At 69.4% G+C, this 16,702-nt stretch carries 16 protein-coding genes; 14 read left to right on the plus strand and 2 right to left on the minus strand.

Annotated features, from left to right (window positions below; genetic code table 11):
* Nucleotides 1–13: 13 nt before the first annotated feature.
* The 3 genes from dacB to tilS are packed head-to-tail and all read left to right on the plus strand — an operon-like array spanning nt 14 to nt 3,458.
* Nucleotides 14–1,417, plus strand: a complete 1,404-nt coding sequence (dacB, locus tag A9310_RS04750; protein WP_083207259.1) for a D-alanyl-D-alanine carboxypeptidase/D-alanyl-D-alanine-endopeptidase — start codon at nt 14–16, stop codon at nt 1,415–1,417.
* The gene (locus tag A9310_RS04755) at nt 1,414–2,529 is read left to right on the plus strand and encodes a zinc-dependent metalloprotease (RefSeq protein WP_065629638.1); all 1,116 of its coding nucleotides are present in this window, start codon (nt 1,414–1,416) and stop codon (nt 2,527–2,529) included. Before dacB ends, A9310_RS04755 begins: the two co-directional genes overlap by 4 nt.
* Nucleotides 2,508–3,458, plus strand: a complete 951-nt coding sequence (tilS, locus tag A9310_RS04760) for a tRNA lysidine(34) synthetase TilS (protein WP_065629593.1) — start codon at nt 2,508–2,510, stop codon at nt 3,456–3,458. Before A9310_RS04755 ends, tilS begins: the two co-directional genes overlap by 22 nt.
* Before the next feature lie 27 nt (nt 3,459–3,485).
* Here the strand turns inward: tilS and A9310_RS04765 are convergent, their stop codons facing one another.
* Entirely contained in the window at nt 3,486–4,196 is a 711-nt protein-coding gene (locus A9310_RS04765; RefSeq protein WP_065629594.1) for a hypothetical protein, read from the minus strand.
* A 333-nt stretch (nt 4,197–4,529) separates the two neighbouring features.
* Between A9310_RS04765 and hpt the strand changes: the two genes are divergently transcribed.
* The 9 genes from hpt (at nt 4,530) to A9310_RS04810 (ending at nt 12,947) form a co-directional block, all read left to right on the plus strand.
* Nucleotides 4,530–5,093 (plus strand): hypoxanthine phosphoribosyltransferase, encoded by a 564-nt coding sequence (hpt, locus tag A9310_RS04770; protein ID WP_065629595.1) that lies wholly within the window; start codon nt 4,530–4,532, stop codon nt 5,091–5,093.
* Nucleotides 5,094–5,264: 171 nt separating this feature from the next.
* On the plus strand, nt 5,265–7,652 hold the full coding sequence (gene ftsH / locus A9310_RS04775) for an ATP-dependent zinc metalloprotease FtsH (RefSeq protein WP_065629596.1): 2,388 nt from the start codon (nt 5,265–5,267) through the stop codon (nt 7,650–7,652).
* Nucleotides 7,653–7,661: 9 nt separating this feature from the next.
* The gene (gene folE, locus A9310_RS04780) at nt 7,662–8,273 is read left to right on the plus strand and encodes a GTP cyclohydrolase I FolE (RefSeq protein WP_065629597.1); all 612 of its coding nucleotides are present in this window, start codon (nt 7,662–7,664) and stop codon (nt 8,271–8,273) included.
* A 50-nt stretch (nt 8,274–8,323) separates the two neighbouring features.
* Nucleotides 8,324–9,178: a dihydropteroate synthase gene (gene folP / locus A9310_RS04785; RefSeq protein ID WP_065629639.1), complete on the plus strand. Its 855-nt coding sequence runs from the start codon at nt 8,324–8,326 to the stop codon at nt 9,176–9,178.
* The gene (gene folB, locus A9310_RS04790) at nt 9,171–9,542 is read left to right on the plus strand and encodes a dihydroneopterin aldolase (protein ID WP_065629598.1); all 372 of its coding nucleotides are present in this window, start codon (nt 9,171–9,173) and stop codon (nt 9,540–9,542) included. Before folP ends, folB begins: the two co-directional genes overlap by 8 nt.
* On the plus strand, nt 9,539–10,057 hold the full coding sequence (gene folK / locus A9310_RS04795; protein ID WP_065629599.1) for a 2-amino-4-hydroxy-6-hydroxymethyldihydropteridine diphosphokinase: 519 nt from the start codon (nt 9,539–9,541) through the stop codon (nt 10,055–10,057). The genes folB and folK overlap by 4 nt, the downstream gene beginning before the upstream one ends.
* On the plus strand, nt 10,054–10,569 hold the full coding sequence (locus A9310_RS04800) for a DUF3180 domain-containing protein (protein WP_065629600.1): 516 nt from the start codon (nt 10,054–10,056) through the stop codon (nt 10,567–10,569). The genes folK and A9310_RS04800 overlap by 4 nt, the downstream gene beginning before the upstream one ends.
* Nucleotides 10,570–10,684: 115 nt before the next feature.
* On the plus strand, nt 10,685–12,037 hold the full coding sequence (locus tag A9310_RS04805) for a DUF6779 domain-containing protein (protein WP_065629601.1): 1,353 nt from the start codon (nt 10,685–10,687) through the stop codon (nt 12,035–12,037).
* A gap of 124 nt (nt 12,038–12,161) precedes the next feature.
* Nucleotides 12,162–12,947, plus strand: a complete 786-nt coding sequence (locus A9310_RS04810; protein ID WP_065629602.1) for a hypothetical protein — start codon at nt 12,162–12,164, stop codon at nt 12,945–12,947.
* A gap of 26 nt (nt 12,948–12,973) precedes the next feature.
* On the opposite strand, the gene A9310_RS04815 is transcribed toward A9310_RS04810, so the two are convergent.
* Nucleotides 12,974–14,386, minus strand: coding sequence for a serine/threonine-protein kinase (locus tag A9310_RS04815; RefSeq protein ID WP_065629603.1), 1,413 nt, complete (start codon nt 14,384–14,386; stop codon nt 12,974–12,976).
* A 312-nt stretch (nt 14,387–14,698) separates the two neighbouring features.
* Here A9310_RS04815 and A9310_RS04820 point away from each other — a divergent pair, with 312 nt between their 5' ends.
* Entirely contained in the window at nt 14,699–15,733 is a 1,035-nt protein-coding gene (locus A9310_RS04820) for a Rossmann-like and DUF2520 domain-containing protein (protein ID WP_065629604.1), read from the plus strand.
* A 20-nt stretch (nt 15,734–15,753) separates the two neighbouring features.
* Nucleotides 15,754–16,701, plus strand: a complete 948-nt coding sequence (gene panC / locus A9310_RS04825) for a pantoate--beta-alanine ligase (RefSeq protein WP_065629605.1) — start codon at nt 15,754–15,756, stop codon at nt 16,699–16,701.
* Nucleotide 16,702 lies beyond the last annotated feature (1 nt).

The following is a 16,702-nucleotide window of genomic DNA, read 5'->3' on the forward strand; positions in this document are numbered from 1 at the left end:
ACCCGGAGGCTTTGTGGGCGCATCCACCCGAAACGGCGGTCGTTCCGGTCGGAGACTCCTGTGGTGGACGATCACCGCGGTGGTGATCCTGGCCCTCGTCGCGACGGCCTCGGTGATCATCGCGCTCCGGCTCGACCGGGAACCCGAACTGCCGCCGGGGGTTCCCCCGCAGCCCGCCGCGATCGCCGTCGACCCCCGGATCGACCCGGTGGTCGCCTCCGCGCCGGAGCCCACGCCGAGCGGTGTGTCGCGGGCCATCGCGCCGGCACTGCGGAATCCGGCGCTCGGCGAACTCACCGGCATGATCAGCGACTCGCTGACCGGCGCGGTCCTGTGGACCAGCAACCCCGAGCGTCCGCGGATCCCCGCGTCGAACGCCAAGATCCTGACCGCGGCTGCCGTGCTCGAAGCCGTGCCGCACGATCAGCGACTGACCACGACGGTGGTGGCCGGCAGCAACGGGCAGATCATCCTCCGAGGTGCGGGTGACCCGACCCTGTCCGCACAGCCCGCCGGCACCGACACCTTCTACACCGACCCCGGTCGCATTGCCGACCTGGCGCGGCAGATCGAGGACACCGAGATCCCGGTGACGTCGGTGGCCGTCGACCTGCGCGCGTTCTCGGGTCCGACGATGGACACCACCTGGGACCGCCGGGACATCCAGGGTGGCGACATCGCGCCGATCGAATCGCTGATGGTCGACGGCGCCCGGCTCGAACCGCTCGGCGAGTACTCGCCGCGCACCGCGGCCCCGGGCATCATGGCCGGCGAGGCGCTGGCCGCGGCTCTCGGCGTCGAGGGTCCCGTCACGGAGGTGACCGGTTCCGGCGCACCCGCATCCGGGAACGACCGCGTCATCGCGCAGGTCCAGTCAGCGCCGCTGGTCACCCGGGTCAACGACATGCTGCGCTACAGCGACAACGTGCTCGCCGAGACGCTTGCCATCGAACTGTCGGTGCACCGGGGCGGGCCGCCGACGCACGCCGGCGGCGTCGAGGCGATCGAACAGGTGCTGTCGTCGATGTTCCCGGACCAGTGGGCGGGTACCACCCTGCACGACGCGTCGGGGATCTCGTACGCCAACCGCACCACGCCGGAACTGCTCGACGCCGTGATGACGGCCGCGAGCGGACCCAGCCGGCCGGCGCTGCGCCCGATGCTCGACGGGCTGCCGATCGCCGGTGGCACCGGCACGCTCGCGGACCGGTTCGACGCCCCCGGCAACCCGGGCGCGGGCTGGGCGCGCGCCAAGACCGGAACACTCACCGGGGTCAGTTCGTTGACCGGCATAGTGCAGACAGTCGACGGCCGCGTGCTGTCGTTCGCCCTGATGTCCGGCGGCACCTCGCCGGCGGACGCGCGACCCGCCCTCGACGCCGTGGTGGGTCAACTGAGAGAGTGCGGGTGCCGATGACCATTTCAGGAACCGCCGGGTCGGACGTCACCGACGCCGGGACCACAGAGGTCGCCGAGACCGCCGACCGTCAACCGGGCATCGGGTCGCAGATCGACTGGTCGCTCGCGGCGTCGACCGCGAAACGTCTCGCCCGTCCCGGTCCCAAGACCACGGCCTACACCTACGAGGCGGCCCGTGCGGAATTGGCCGACGCCGCGACCCGGGCCGAAGCCCCGGTCCGTGAGGTCACCGGGCTCGCCGACGGCCTGCGCGTACCGACCACCCGGGTCCTCGACCGGGCCGGGTGGATCGACGCCGCGTCCCGGTCGATGCGCTCGATGCTCGGCTCCGACGAGTCGATCGATGCGGGATCGCCCGGACTCGGGGCCCGATTCGGCGGCCTCCAGGCCGGCGGATTGCTCGCTTTCCTCTCCACCGCGATCCTCGGCCAGTACGACCCGTTCACGCCCGACCCGGAGACCGGCGAACCGGGTGTGCTGATGGTGGTGACGCCGAACATCATCAACGTCGAACGTCAGCTCAAGGTGATCCCGTCGGACTTCCGCCTGTGGGTGTGCCTGCACGAGGTCACCCACCGGGTGCAGTTCTCGGCCAACCCGTGGCTGCGCGACTACATGCAGGACAACGTGGCCGTGCTGACCTCCGACGCCGGCGAGTCGACCACCGAGATCGTCACGCGGATGACCAAGGCGCTCAAGGGTTCCGACGGTCCGCGCGAAAAGGGTGTGATCGGGGCGATGCAACTGCTGCAGAGCCCGGAGCAGCACGCCGCCTTCCAACGCATGATGGTCCTGGGCACGCTGCTCGAGGGTCACGCCGACCATGTCATGGACGCCGTGGGTCCGGCGCATGTGCCGTCGGTGGCGAGCATCCGAGCCGCGTTCGACAAACGACGCACCGCTCCCCAGAACCCGGTCCAGCGACTCATCCGGGCGCTCATCGGGATGGACGCCAAGCTCGCGCAGTACATCCGCGGCAAGGCCTTCGTCGACGCGGTGGTCGAGGCCGTCGGGATGGAGCGGTTCAACGTCGTGTGGACCTCGCCGGACACGATGCCGCTGCCGAGCGAGATCGACGACCCGCAGGCATGGATTCAGCGGGTCTTGTGAGACGGGCGGTCGCGGAGTTCGCGGCCGCTCATCTCTCGGGGCCGCAGGTCTGTGTGGGCCTCTCCGGCGGACCGGACTCGCTCGCGCTGACCGCAGCCGCCGTCGGCGCCGGTCTGGACGTCACCGCGCTGATCGTCGACCACGGACTGCAGCCGGACTCCGCACAGGTCGCCGCGACGGCGGGAGAGGTGGCGGGGAGTCTGGGCGCCCGCGTCCGGGTGCTACCGGTGCGCGTCGGGCGCCGTGGCGGCCTCGAGGCCGGTGCGCGCGACGCCAGGTATGCGGCGCTCGACGAGGCCCGTGCGGATCGGCCCGTCCTGCTCGGCCACACCGCCGACGACCAGGCCGAGACCGTGCTGCTCGGGTTGGCCCGGGGTTCCGGGGCGCGGTCGATCGCCGGCATGCGTGCGTGGAACGACCCCTGGGCCCGGCCGTTGCTCGGCGTCCGCCGGCAGCAGACGCTGGCGGCCTGCACCGAACTCGGTCTCGTGCCCCATCGCGATCCGCACAACGACGATCCGCGGTTCACCCGCGTCCGTCTGCGGACCGAGGTGCTGCCGCTGCTGGAGGAGGTCCTGCACGGCGGAGTCGTCGACGCGCTGGGCCGGACCGCCGAGGGCCTGCGGGCCGACAACGACGCGCTGGACGAGTGGGCGGCAAGTGTCTTCGCCGAGGCCGGGCGCTACGACGGGCTGGCGGTTGCGCCGCTGCTCGCCGTGCCGCTCGCGGTCCGCACGCGTGTCCTGCGCGCCTGGCTGCTCGGCGTCGGCGCCACCGAACCGACGCACCGCGTCATCTCGGCCGTCGACGATCTGATGGCGACCACCGGGAACGCACGGTCGCAGGTGGCCATCGGCGGCGACCCCGGAGCACGACGCGTCGTCGTACGTGCCGGGGAAACACTGACGGTCCGCCTCACCGCGAGGTGAGACGGACCGTCGTGAAGACCCGGGCGATCAGCGACGCGGCGGGGTGAACGGCGAGTTGATCGTCTGGAAGTAGTGGATGCCGGCACCGATGAGCGTGCCGCCACCACCAAGCGCGAGGCCGACGATCCCGCCTGCAGCTGCCCCAACCGGTATGCCGACGATGATGCATGCGAGAGGGGTTAGGGCTACTCCCGTGAGTGCACAGCCAAGTGCGCCGCCTACGATGCCGCCTACGATCGTCCCCACTAATGACGACACGGTCATTCCTGTGCGGAGTTGCGATTGGAAACGTTCGAGTGCCTGGTCGTCACGTTCCTGGCGTGTTTGCGGCGCCGCGACATTGTGTCGGGCCACCCCGCGTAATTGATCGACCGCGGTCGGATTGAGCGCCGTCGAACGCGCGACCTCACGGGAAGGAATGAGGGTCACCTTGTTTCCCGTGGTCCGAGTGTCGATCGGGAACTGCCGATACTCGCTGCGATACATGAGCGGCATGCGAAAGAGTTCCGCGCCGGCGGTGTCCCGGATCGTCAGATTTCCGTTCTCCGTGCTGACCGATGCGTTGTGCACCGTGAGAGTGAGGGCCGAGGCATTCCACGACGCGTCGTAGGTCGGAGCCGCGGCCCGCTGAGGTGCAGCTTCGGCGGTCGCGGCGAAGACGGTGACGACCGCGGTGACCAGGCAGAGAATTGCGCTGAAACGTATTTTGCGCAGGGGAGAACGCGAAGTGGGGAACACGAGCGCTCCTTCTTGTCCGCACGGGACAGGGCGTGAGAAGGGGAGGGGAATTCAGAGGTCTGTTGCTCAGCACTCTGTTTCCGAGAATGTCAGACGCTTGATCCACTTCGAAACGCAACCACTCGGAATGGTGCCGGTGTGATGAGTTGTTATGGGACCGTTATGCACATAGCAATTCCGCGAAATGTCGGTGTGAAAGGTCAACAATGATTTGAGCAGGCATTTCTCGATAAAACCGCAGGTCGATGCTCGATCATTTCTCCGACCGACGGTCGCGGCCCTCGTGCAACCCCCGTTCGCCGCGGTATCGGCAAAACATGACAAGCTGGGACCGTGCAGTTTGCCGATCCGTATGCCGCCGACATCGACGCTGTCCTGATCACCGAGGAAGAGATCAAGCAGCGCACCGCCGAACTCGCCCAGTCCGTGGCGTCGCGCTATGCCGACATCGAGGAGGATCTGGTCCTCATCGGTGTCCTCAAGGGCGCGATCATGTTCATGACGGACTTCGCCCGGTCGCTGCCGATCCCGTCGCAGATGGAGTTCATGGCGGTCTCCAGTTACGGGTCGTCGACCTCGTCCTCGGGTGTGGTCCGCATCCTCAAGGACCTCGACCGCGACATCGAGGGACGCGACGTCCTGATCGTCGAGGACATCATCGACTCCGGTCTGACGCTGTCCTGGCTCATGAAGAATCTCGCCACACGGTCGCCACGCAGCCTGGAGGTGTGCGCTCTGTTGCGCAAGCCGGACGCCGTGCGTTCCACCATCCGGGTCGCCGACGTCGGGTTCGACATCCCCAACGAGTTCGTCGTCGGATACGGCCTCGACTACGCGGAGCGATACCGCGACCTTCCCTACATCGGACGACTGAAGCCGTCGGTGTACACGCACTGATCCATCGCCGGCGCATGACGCGGCGCCCGCGTGTCCGACCTGCGAGGGAACGGTTTCACCAGCGCGATCGTTGACCGGTAGCCTCAATGTGTACGTCGACGGGAAGGACATGGGAACGGCGTCGGCACCGGGACTCGATCCCGTGAGCCCGCACGACCCCCACCAACTGGCATGAACCGTAAGACAGTCTTCCGCAACCTCGCCATCCTGGCGCTCATCCTGCTCGCCCTGTGGGGCTGGAGCGTGATGAGCGACTCCGGTCGGGAGTACCGCGGCGTCGACACCTCTGTCGCACTGCAGCAACTCAACGACAAGAACACCAAGTTCATCAGCATCGACGACCGCGAGCAGCAGCTGCGCATCGAGCTGAACACCCCGATCAAGGTCAACGACGCCGACGCCGACAAGATCAGCGCCAAGTACCCGGCGCAGGCGGGGGACCAGGTCTTCGAGGCCGTCCAGGGCACCGGCGCCCCGTACACGACCAACGTCAACGAGCAGTCCGTCCTGTGGCAGATCCTCATCTTCGTGCTGCCGATGATCCTGCTGTTCGGTCTGTTCTTCTTCGTGATGAGCCGTATGCAGGGCGGTGGCCGCGGCGGCGTGATGGGCTTCGGCAAGTCGAAGGCCAAGCAGCTCACCAAGGACATGCCGAAGACGACCTTCGCCGACGTCGCGGGCGCCGACGAGGCCGTCGAAGAGCTCTACGAGATCAAGGACTTCCTGCAGAACCCGACGCGGTATCAGGCGCTGGGCGCCAAGATCCCGCGCGGTGTGCTGCTCTTCGGCCCTCCCGGAACCGGCAAGACGCTGCTGGCCCGCGCGGTGGCCGGCGAGGCGGGCGTCCCGTTCTTCACGATCTCCGGTTCGGACTTCGTCGAGATGTTCGTCGGCGTCGGCGCGTCGCGTGTGCGTGACCTGTTCGAGCAGGCCAAGAACAACAGTCCGTGCATCATCTTCGTCGACGAGATCGACGCCGTCGGCCGACAGCGCGGCGCGGGTCTCGGCGGTGGTCACGACGAGCGTGAGCAGACGCTCAACCAGCTCCTCGTCGAGATGGACGGGTTCGGCGACCGCTCGGGCATCATCCTGATCGCGGCCACCAACCGCCCCGACATCCTCGATCCGGCTCTGCTGCGCCCCGGACGTTTCGACCGGCAGATCCCGGTCGGCAACCCCGACATGGCGGGTCGCCGGGCCATCCTGAAGGTCCACGCCAAGGGCAAGCCGATCGACTCCGACGCCGATCTCGACGGTCTGGCCAAGCGCACGCCCGGCATGTCCGGAGCGGATCTGGCCAACGTCGTCAACGAGGCGGCGCTGCTCACCGCACGGGAGAACAAGCAGACGATCACCGCCGAGGCCCTCGAAGAGGCGGTCGACCGGGTCATCGGCGGTCCGCGCCGCAAGTCCCGGATCATCAGCGAACACGAGCGCAAGGTCGTCGCCTATCACGAGGGCGGCCATACTCTTGCTGCCTGGGCGATGCCCGATCTCGACCCGATCTACAAGGTCACGATCCTGGCGCGCGGGCGCACCGGCGGCCACGCGCTCGCCGTCCCCGAGCAGGACAAGGACCTGATGACCCGCTCGGAGATGATCGCGCGGCTGGTGATGGCGATGGGCGGCCGTGCCGCCGAGGAACTGGTCTTCCACGAGCCGACGACCGGCGCGTCGTCGGACATCGACCAGGCGACGAAGATCGCGCGTGCGATGGTCACCGAGTACGGCATGAGTTCGAAGCTGGGTGCGGTGCGCTACGGCCAGGACCAGGGCGATCCGTTCCTCGGCCGGTCCATGGGCTCGCACACCGACTACTCCGCGGAAATCGCGAGCGAGATCGACGACGAGGTGCGCCGGCTCATCGAGGCCGCGCACACCGAGGCGTGGGCCATCCTGACCGAGTACCGGGACACCCTGGACGTGCTCGCGACGCAGCTCCTCGAGAAGGAGACGCTGACCCGCAAGGACCTCGAGAAGATCTTCGCCGACGTCGACAAGCGTCCGCGGATCACCGCGTTCAACGACTTCGGCGAACGCACTCCGAGTGACAAACCGCCGGTGAAGACGCCGGGAGAGCTGGCGATCGAACGCGGTGAGCCGTGGCCGCCGCCGGAGCAGGCCAAGATCCCCGAGCCGGTGGGTGCCGGTTATCCCGGTGGGCCGCAGGTCCCCGGCCAGGTGCCGAACTACCCGCCGATGTATCCCGAGCCGGGTGGTCCGACACCCCCGACGCAGGGCAATCCGGAACCGCGGTACCCCGACCACGGATATCCGCCGGCCGATCCCGGCCCCCACTATCCGAATCCCCAGTATCCGAACCCCCAGTACCCGAACCCGAACTACCCCAACCCGCAGTATCCGGACCCGGGCAACGGCCGGACGGCACCCGGGTCGGGCGGGCCGTACGGGGGCGGCACGCGTCCGGATTACGGCGCGCCGCGCGATTGGTCCGCACCCGGTTGGCCGCCCGAGCCCGACCCGCGGTCGGGTCGCAACGGCGACACGAACGGCTGGGGTCATCGCGCCGGTGACGACGACTCGCGTCCGAGTTCGTAAAGTGGCCGGATGAGTATCAGCGAGCGGCGGGACGCCGTACTCGAGGGACCCCGGTCCGACTTCGACCAGGCACGCGCCGAAGCCGCGGTCCGCGAGTTGCTGCTCGCCGTCGGCGAGGACCCGGATCGGGAGGGTCTGATCCGGACGCCCACGCGGGTGGCGAACGCCTACCGGGAGATGTTCGCCGGTCTGTACACCGAGCCCGACGAGGTCCTCGCCACGACGTTCGACGAGGACCACGACGAGCTGGTGCTGGTGAAGGACATCCCGATGTACTCCACCTGCGAGCATCATCTGGTGTCGTTCCACGGTGTCGCCCACGTCGGCTACATCCCTGGCACCTCGGGCCGGGTGACCGGGCTGTCCAAGTTGGCGCGCCTGGTCGACCTGTACGCGAAGCGTCCGCAGGTCCAGGAGCGGCTCACCAGCCAGATCGCCGACGCGATGATGCGCAGACTCGAACCCCGCGGGGTGATCGTGGTGATCGAGGCCGAGCACCTGTGCATGGCCATGCGCGGTATCCGCAAACCCGGCGCGACGACCACCACGTCGGCGGTGCGGGGCATCTTCAAGACCAGTGCGGTGTCCCGCGGCGAAGCCCTCGACCTGATCGCCCGGTGACGCAGGCGTACGCAGTCCCCGCCGGCGGCGGTGTGCACCGGACTCTCGTGATGGGCGTCCTCAACGTCACCGCCGACTCGTTCTCCGACGGCGGCCGCTACCTCGACGCCGATGCAGCCATCGCACACGGGCTCGAACTCATCGAGCAGGGTGCCGACCTCATCGACGTCGGTGGCGAATCGACCCGGCCCGGCGCGGTCCGGGTCGACCCCGGTCTCGAGGCCGAGCGCGTGGTCCCGGTGATCGGCGAACTCGCCGCGCGCGGGGTGACCGTGTCGGTCGACACGATGCGCGCCCCGGTCGCGGCCGCCGCGATCCGGGCCGGCGCCGCGATCGTCAATGACGTGTCCGGCGGGCGTGCCGACGCCGACATGGCGCGGGTCGTCGCGGACGCGGGATTGCCGTGGATCCTGATGCACTGGCGCCCGGCCGGGGACAGCTCGGACCGGCGGTTCACGCACCGCAGCGGAGACGTCGACGGGTACCGGGACGTGGTTGCCGAGGTGAGTGGGGAACTGCTCGCCCAGGTCGACGCGGCGGTGTCGGCCGGCGTCGATGCCGACCGCCTCATCCTGGATCCGGGGCTGGGCTTCGCCAAGACCGCCGAGCACAATTGGGCCCTGCTTCACGCATTGCCCACCATCACCGGTCTCGGCTTCCCGGTGCTGGTCGGAGCCTCCCGCAAACGCTTCCTCGGGGCGCTGCTGCGTCGCGACGGTGCGGACCGGCCGCCCGCCGGACGCGATGTCGCCACCGCGTCGGTCTCGGCGCTGTCCGCCGCCGCGGGCGCGTGGGGGGTGCGCGTCCACGACGTCGCGAGCAGTCGCGACGCGGTCGCGGTCGCGGCGGCCTGGCGTACCGGCGGTTCCCGAACCTCGTCCTCGGTAGGAGACTCGAATGGCTGACCGGATCGAACTGCGCGGCCTCAAGGTCCGCGGCAATCACGGTGTGTTCGACCATGAACGGGCCGACGGCCAGGACTTCTACATCGACGTCGTGCTCTGGGTGGACCTACGGGCCGCCGGCGAGTCCGACGACCTCGCCGACACCGTCGACTACGGCGCGCTCGCGCAGCAGGTCGCCGGCATCGTCGGGGGCGAACCGCGCAACCTCATCGAGAAGGTGGGGGCCGAGGTCGCGGAGTCGATCATGACCGACGAGCGCATCGATGCCTGCGAGGTGACCGTGCACAAGCCGTCGGCGCCGATCCCACTGACCTTCGACGACGTCGCGGTGGTGACCAGGCGTTCCCGCAAGGGGACGCGATGAGCCGCGCGGTGCTCTCGGCCGGTTCCAACATCGGTGACCCGACCGCGCACCTGCGTTCGGTCGTCGAGGCTTTCGCCGACGACCTGGTCGCGGTGTCCGCGGTCTATTCGACGCCGCCGTGGGGCGGGGTCGAGCAGGAGGACTTCCGCAACATCACGCTCGTCGTCGACGGCCCGCATGATGCGCGCGGGTGGCTCGAGCGCGGATTCGAACTCGAGCGGGCGGCCGAACGGACGCGCGAGATCCGCTGGGGGCCGAGAACTCTCGACGTCGACGTGATCACCGTGTCCGAGTCCGGCCAGGTCGTCGTATCCGGGGACCCGGACCTGGCACTGCCCCATCCCCGTGCCGCGCAACGGGCTTTCGTCCTCGTCCCGTGGCTCGAGATCGAACCCGATGCCACCCTCTGGACCCCGGACGGTGCGCGCGCGGTGTCCGATCTCGTGGCCCGGCTCGACGCCACAGAGCGGGACGCGGTGCGTCCGGTCGGCCGCCTGACCGGGGTCGAGTCGTGACCGCGCCGGATCCGCGCCGGCCGGATCAGGACGACGAGGAGACCGGTCTCGGTCCCACCCGGGTCCGCGATCTCGCCGTCATCGCAGCGGTCACGGCGATCGTCGCGTGGATCCTGGTGCGGTACAACTACTCCGATTTCCCGCCGCTGCCGTTGCTCGCCGGTGTGGTGCTGTATGTGCTTGCCGCACTCGAGATCGTCATCGCCTTCGTCGTCCGTTCCCGGGTCGATTCGCGGGATGTCGGTCGCGCGCGGGGACAACTCCATCCACTCACGGCCGCGCGAGTGCTGGCCCTGGCCATGGCTTCTGCGATCCTCGGCGCGATCGCCGTCGGGGTGTGGCTGGGTCTGCTGGCCTTCCTGCTCGGCCAACACGATCTGGCCGCTGCCGACCACGACCGGCCGGGCGCGATCGTCGGACTGATCGGCGGGGTGGTCCTCGTCGGTGCCGCGCTGTGGCTCGAGTACTGCTGCCGAGCACCCGACGATCCGTCCGCCGTCGGCGGTCCGTGAGGGTCGGGGCGAGTGTCGGACGCCCCGCCCACTCGTCGCCTAACATGTCGACTATCGGAGAAACTCCGCACCCGCCTGCGGTCCGAATGCACTCACAGCGGGTAAATTCACGATCATGACGACCTCGAACGGCCGTGCCGCCGACTCGCGCCGCTCGAGTCGGTCGACGGCTCAGTGGTTGCTCGGCCTCTTGATCGTGCTCGCATTGATCGCCAGCATCCTGATGGTCTTCACCGACAGGCTGTCGATCACCGGCTCGCTGGCAGTCATCGCGGCGTTGTGGGCGGCCGTCATCGGCGCGATCCTGGTGACGAAGTTCCGTCGACAGGCCGAGAGCGCCGAGGCGAAGAGCCGTGACCTCCGGTTGGTCTACGAACTGCAGCTGGAACGCGAGATCGCCGCGCGTCGGCAGTACGAACTCGATGTCGAGACGACCATCCGCAAAGAGGTCACCGCCGAGTCGAACGAAGAACTCTCCGAGCTCAAGGCCCAGGTGCTGGCGTTGCGTTCCAGCCTGGAGATGCTCCTCGGTGAACCGCTGCCGGATCAGCGGGTCGCCCTGTCGAGTGAGAAGATGCGCGAACTGGCCTCGGGCCTGAACGACGAATCACGCGCGGGACGTCGATCCGGCGCACCCTACGGCGGTGGCTTCTCCGGTGATATCGGTGGCGTGTCCTCCTACGGCGCCACCTACGCCGACGACGGGGTGCTCGCCGCGCGCGACTTCGCGGCGACGGCTCCGACCGCGGACGACGGCAGGCATACGGGACCGGTCGATCCCAACGAGATGACCGAGGTGATCCCGGTCGTCACCGACGATCCGATCTCGGGCCGCATCGCCACCGAGGTATCGCCCGATGAGCCCGCGGCGACGAGCGCGCCGGCCGAACCCGCTGCCGCGACGGGGACGTCCGGGAGGACGTCCGACTCAGACGTCTCCGACGCCGAGATCGTCGACACCGATCACGCCGACGGCCCGGAGGCCTCCGCAGGCGCCGAGACCTCGGGTGCGGACGGTGCGTCGACCGGCGCCGGCGAGTCCGCGTCAGTGCCGTTCTCCGGGGGCTTCTACCTCGGGAACGACACCGACGCGGCGGATACCCGAGGCCCGGGATCGCAGTCGCCGGTCGCGGACGCGAATCAACCGCTCTACACCGACGACACCCCGACCGACGAATGGTCGACCCGGGCGGCGTCGGGCGAAGCACCCGAGAGCGATGAGACCCCGGGCGTCGCGGATGCTTCCGACGACGTGGAGCCCCCGCCCTTCCTCGGGTCCGCTGGACGACACGAGAATCAGCCGGGCGGTCGGCCCGCGGAGTCCTTCGGCGGTGGTCGTCGACGCCGTGCGGTTGCCGACGACGCGGAATCGGCACACTCGGCGGGGTTGCCCGTCTCCGAACTCCTGAGCCAGCTGCGGTCACAGACGGAGTCCACCGGCGGCGGACGGCGCCGACGGAACGGCTGATCCGCCCGGCCGCTTGCGACACTGCCGGGTCGCGGTCCGATGCCCCTGTCATCCGTCCGGGTGCATCTGCGGCGTTGCCGCGGATTCGCCGATACGAGTTGGACGATCGCCCTAGTATTCCCGTATGAGCGAGACGCTCGCGGGTGGGGAGTTCGGTCTCGGGCCGGGGTCCGATCCGTCGATGGCCGCGATCCGCCATACCGAGCGCGGGAACGCGGTCAAGCAGTCGCTGGTGAGCACCGCGGTGTTCTTGCCGGTCATCGCGTGGTGGCCGACGGTGTTGTGGCTCTTCACCTTCGACCCGCTCGACGGCACCCCGTTCCCCGAGTACCACGCGAACCTCCAGGCCAACGGTCCCGAGGCGAGCCTGTTGCTCATCTGGTCGCTGACGGCTCTGATGCCGCTGTACATGGTTCTCGTGCTGGGGATCTGGGCTCGTAATCCGATGCGGTCGGGGATCGCGGTGGTGATCGGCGCGGTCGGAGCACTCGGATTCTGGGGTGGTCAGGTCCCGGTCCTGGTGCGATCGGGAGACTACCCCGTGCTCACGCTCTGTTCGGAGCACATGCCCGCCTTCGTCGTGATGCTGATCGTGGCGTGGTCGGTCGCGCGTCGACGTGGATTCTGGTGGGTGCTGGCCATTCCGGTCATCATGCTGCTGGCGATCAACGCGTACGAGGGCTGGGCGTCGAACCCGGTCGACGCGATCGTCGACGGCACCGGGAGACTCCTCGACGTCCCGGCCTCGCAGGTACTGGACCCGTTCTCGCCGAGATTCCGTTCACCGTTCGACGACGTGGTCGACATCGTGGCGGGCATCCTGACCCTGTGGGTGGTCGACGCCGTATTCGGCGCGTTGTCCAGGCAGGCGCGTGAGCCGCAGCAGTCCCGGCCGGGGAGCTGGCGCTGACGAAATCCGTTGCCACGACGTCGAAGTCAGAACTGCATCGCCACGGCGCGTCCGACGGTGAACGCGATGAACCCCAGGCTCAGCACGACGCCCAGGACGCACAGCACACGGGCGAACCGCCCGGCCGAACCCGGCTGACCACGGCCGGCGAGATACCAGCCGGCCACGCCGACCGGCAGGCCCAGTCCGCCGACGACGCTCAACGGGATCGCCGCCACACCGCATGCGAGCGACGCGGTGGTCCGCCGGGTCGCACCCGGGCCGGGCCGAGGTGGGTCCAGCACCGGTAGATCGCGCGAGGCGCGGACCGTCGACGAACCGGGATCATGCTGGGGGACAGCGTGTCCGGGGAGTCCGGAGTATGCCGTCGCGCCCCGTGCGATGGTGGGCCGAGCGCCGTCGTCCCTCGGCCGGGTGGCACCGGTGACCGGGATCGCAGCAGTTGGTGCGAAGGCGGTCGGGGGCAGCGCCGGCGGTGCGGGTCGGGACATCGGTGGACCGGACATCGGTGCCGCCGCGGCGTGGCCGCGCACGGTGCGCTCCGGCCGCGGTGGCGCCGGGGCGAAGACCGTCGAGTCGATCGCCGAACGGAGCTCGGCGGCAAAGGCGCCCGCCGACGACGGACGGTCCGTCCGGCTCTTCGCGAGACCGGAGCGCACCACGCCGGACACCGCCCGCGGCACGTCGGGACGGAGGTCGGACAGCTCCGGGGGCGGGGTGCTGAGGTGGTGGTGGATCATCATGGCGGGCGTCCGTGCGGTGAATGGCACTGTGCCCGAGATCAATTCGAAGACGCTGCAGGCCAGTGAGTAGACGTCGCTGCGGGCATCGAGGGTCTCGGCCGAGAGCTGTTCGGGTGACGAATAGGGGAATGAGCCGATGACGAGATCCGTCGAGGTGAGCGAGGTGGCACCACCGTCGGTCGGGCGCGCTATCCCGAAGTCCGCCAGCCGGATACGCCGGCGCGTGACGTGCTGGGGGAGTCGCGGATCGGACTCCCCGGGGCTGATCAGGATGTTCGCCGGTTTGACGTCGCGGTGCAGCAGTCCGGAGCGGTGTGCGTGATCGAGCGCCGCGCCGATCGCGTCGCCCACGGCCGCGACGTCGGCGAGCGGGAGCCCGCCGGGGCTGGTGGCGAGCACTGCCGCGGCGTCCGTGCCGGGCACGTACTGCATCGAGATCCAGAGTCGTCCCTCCACTTCGCCCCGGTCGTAGACGCTGACGATGCACGGGTGGTCCAGTTGGGCGGCGAGGTCGGCCTCGCGGGTGAACCGGGCGCGGAAGATCGGATCGTTCGACACCTGCTCGGCGAGCACCTTGATCACGTCATGGCGCGGGAGCCGTGGATGGCGGACGAGGTACACCTCACCCATCCCGCCCGCACCGATCCTGCGCACGACCCGGTAACCGGCGAACTCTGTGCCCGGTTCCAAGCTCATGGGCGGGACCTTCGTGTGCGGGGGTGTGTCGATGTCGTCCGGGCCGGCAATCCTGGGCGGACTGCGGCTGTCTCAGACTACGCCGCGTCGGCGCAGGTCACCGGTGGTTCGGTGGATCGGTCGGCACGACCGGCGGATCGACCGGACGACCTCGAGGTGACACCTGTCACAGACGTTGGCACCGGCCGCGGTGTCGGACCTACTCTTGCTCTGCAACGTCTGGTACCCGTGCCGACGCCGCCGCGATGAGTCCGCTCATCCGACGGACGTCTCGGCAGATGCGGGACTGGAACGACACTCTGGAGGACAGCGGTGACCTCACCGAGCGGTGATGCCGGTATGCCATCGGCACGGCGAACCGGTGGCGATGACGCCTTCGTCGATGGCTCGCACCTCCGTTCCGGTCTCACCGACCCGTTTCCCGGCATGACGAATCTGCCGACGCCCGCTCGCCTCACCGTCGGCCTCGTGTCCGCCGGCCGCGTCGGGACCGCTCTGGGCGAGGCGCTCGAGAAGGCCGGGCATGTGGTCGGAGCCGTGGTGGCGCGGTCGCCCGAGTCCCGGGCCCGCGCGGTGAGTCGACTCCCCGATTCCGAGGTCCTCGACCTCGACGCGGTCGTCGCGCGATCCGAGTTGCTGCTGGTCAGCGTGCCCGACTCCGAGCTCGCCGCCGTGGTCAACGAGATCGCGGCGTCCGACTCGCTCCGTCCGGGGACGATCGTCGCGCACACCGCGGGCGCGCACGGGGTGGCCGTGCTGCAACCGCTGACCGACCGCGGTGCACTGGGGATCGCACTGCATCCGGCGATGACGTTCGTGGGTTCGGAGGACGACACCGCGCGCCTCACCAACGCCTGTTTCGCCGTCACCGCCGCCGATGCGGTCGGCGAGGCCATCGCGTCGTCGCTGGTGCTGGAAATGGGCGGTGACCCGGTGCGGATCGCCGAAGCCGAGCGCACGCTCTACCACGCCGCACTGGCCCACGGCGCCAACCACCTGATCGCCTTGATCTCCGACGCGGTCCTCGCACTCAACGCCGCCATCGACCACTCCGGCCGCGACACCGCGACCGTCGACGGACACGGTAACCGCCTCGCCGAACGCATCCTCGGGCCGTTGGCCGCGGCGTCGCTGCGAAACGTGCTGGAACTCGGCCCGTCGGCGCTGACCGGGCCCGTCGCCCGCGGTGACGCGCCCGCGGTCGCCCGACACCTGGCGGCGCTGCGCACCGTCCCCGCCGGCCCGGGACCGCACGGCATCGCCGAGGCATATCGCACACTCGCCCGGCGCGCCGCGGACCACAGCCACGCACCGCAGGCGTTGATCGACGCATTGGAGGACCGATGACATCAAGCGGAGGAGACGGCGTGAGCGGCCCGTCCGACGCACAGCCCACCTACTCGGCCGGCAGGATGACCGTGCATCGAGAGCCGGCGTCCCTGAGCCGCGTCGCCCGCGCGCTGCGGGCCGCGGGCAAACGTGTCGTGCTCGTCCCGACCATGGGTGCCCTGCACGCCGGCCATCTGCAGCTCGTCCGGGCCGCCAAGGCGAAGGGCAACACCGTGGTGGTGGTGTCCATCTTCGTCAACCCGTTGCAGTTCGGCGCCGGCGAGGACCTCGACGCCTACCCGCGCACCCTCGACGCCGACCTCGCGCTCCTCGAGCCGCTGGGCGTCGAGCTGGTGTTCGCGCCGTCCGCGTCGTCGATGTACCCGAACGGTCCGCGGACGACGGTGCACCCGGGCGAGGTGGGCCGAATCCTCGACGGGATCTCGCGGCCGACACACTTCGCCGGGATGCTGACGGTGGTCCTCAAGCTGCTCAACATCGTCGGACCCAATGCGGCGTTCTTCGGTGAGAAGGACTATCAGCAGCTGGTGCTCATCAAGCAGATGGTGACCGACCTGAACCTCGACGTCGACATCGTCGGCGTCCCGACCGTCCGCGAGTCCGACGGGCTGGCGATGTCGTCACGCAACCGCTACCTCACCCCGGAGCAGCGGGAGCTGGCGACGACGCTCTCGGCGTCGCTCGTCGCGGGGGCCCACGCGGCCGAAAGCGGACGCGAAGCCATCCTCGCCGCCGCGCGGTCGGTGCTCGCCACGGTCCCGGAGATCGAGGTCGACTACCTGGACCTGCGCGGGCGTCAGCTCGAGGAACCACCGGAGAAGGGCGCGGGACGGCTGCTCGTCGCCGCCCGGCTCGGCGGCGCACGCCTGATCGACAACGTCGGCGTGACGGTCGGCGGCGTCGCCGCGCTCGAAGAAGAAATCGCCTGGACCAATGCCACCACAACCACGACAGAGGGACGATGAC

This window comes from Gordonia sp. UCD-TK1 (assembly GCF_001691435.1).
Lineage (GTDB): Bacteria > Actinomycetota > Actinomycetes > Mycobacteriales > Mycobacteriaceae > Gordonia > Gordonia hongkongensis.

Bases quoted from the DNA above. Each gene is read 5' to 3' on its own strand.
- A9310_RS04805 (WP_065629601.1), top strand. From the start codon at position 10,685: ATGACGACCTCGAACGGCCGTGCCGCCGACTCGCGCCGCTCGAGTCGG.
- folE (WP_065629597.1), top strand. From the start codon at position 7,662: ATGAGTATCAGCGAGCGGCGGGACGCCGTACTCGAGGGACCCCGGTCC.
- A9310_RS04815 (WP_065629603.1), bottom strand. From the start codon at position 14,386: ATGAGCTTGGAACCGGGCACAGAGTTCGCCGGTTACCGGGTCGTGCGC.
- A9310_RS04755 (WP_065629638.1), top strand. From the start codon at position 1,414: ATGACCATTTCAGGAACCGCCGGGTCGGACGTCACCGACGCCGGGACC.
- folB (WP_065629598.1), top strand. From the start codon at position 9,171: ATGGCTGACCGGATCGAACTGCGCGGCCTCAAGGTCCGCGGCAATCAC.
- ftsH (WP_065629596.1), top strand. From the start codon at position 5,265: ATGAACCGTAAGACAGTCTTCCGCAACCTCGCCATCCTGGCGCTCATC.
- folK (WP_065629599.1), top strand. From the start codon at position 9,539: ATGAGCCGCGCGGTGCTCTCGGCCGGTTCCAACATCGGTGACCCGACC.
- A9310_RS04810 (WP_065629602.1), top strand. From the start codon at position 12,162: ATGAGCGAGACGCTCGCGGGTGGGGAGTTCGGTCTCGGGCCGGGGTCC.
- tilS (WP_065629593.1), top strand. From the start codon at position 2,508: ATGGATTCAGCGGGTCTTGTGAGACGGGCGGTCGCGGAGTTCGCGGCC.
- folP (WP_065629639.1), top strand. From the start codon at position 8,324: ATGGGCGTCCTCAACGTCACCGCCGACTCGTTCTCCGACGGCGGCCGC.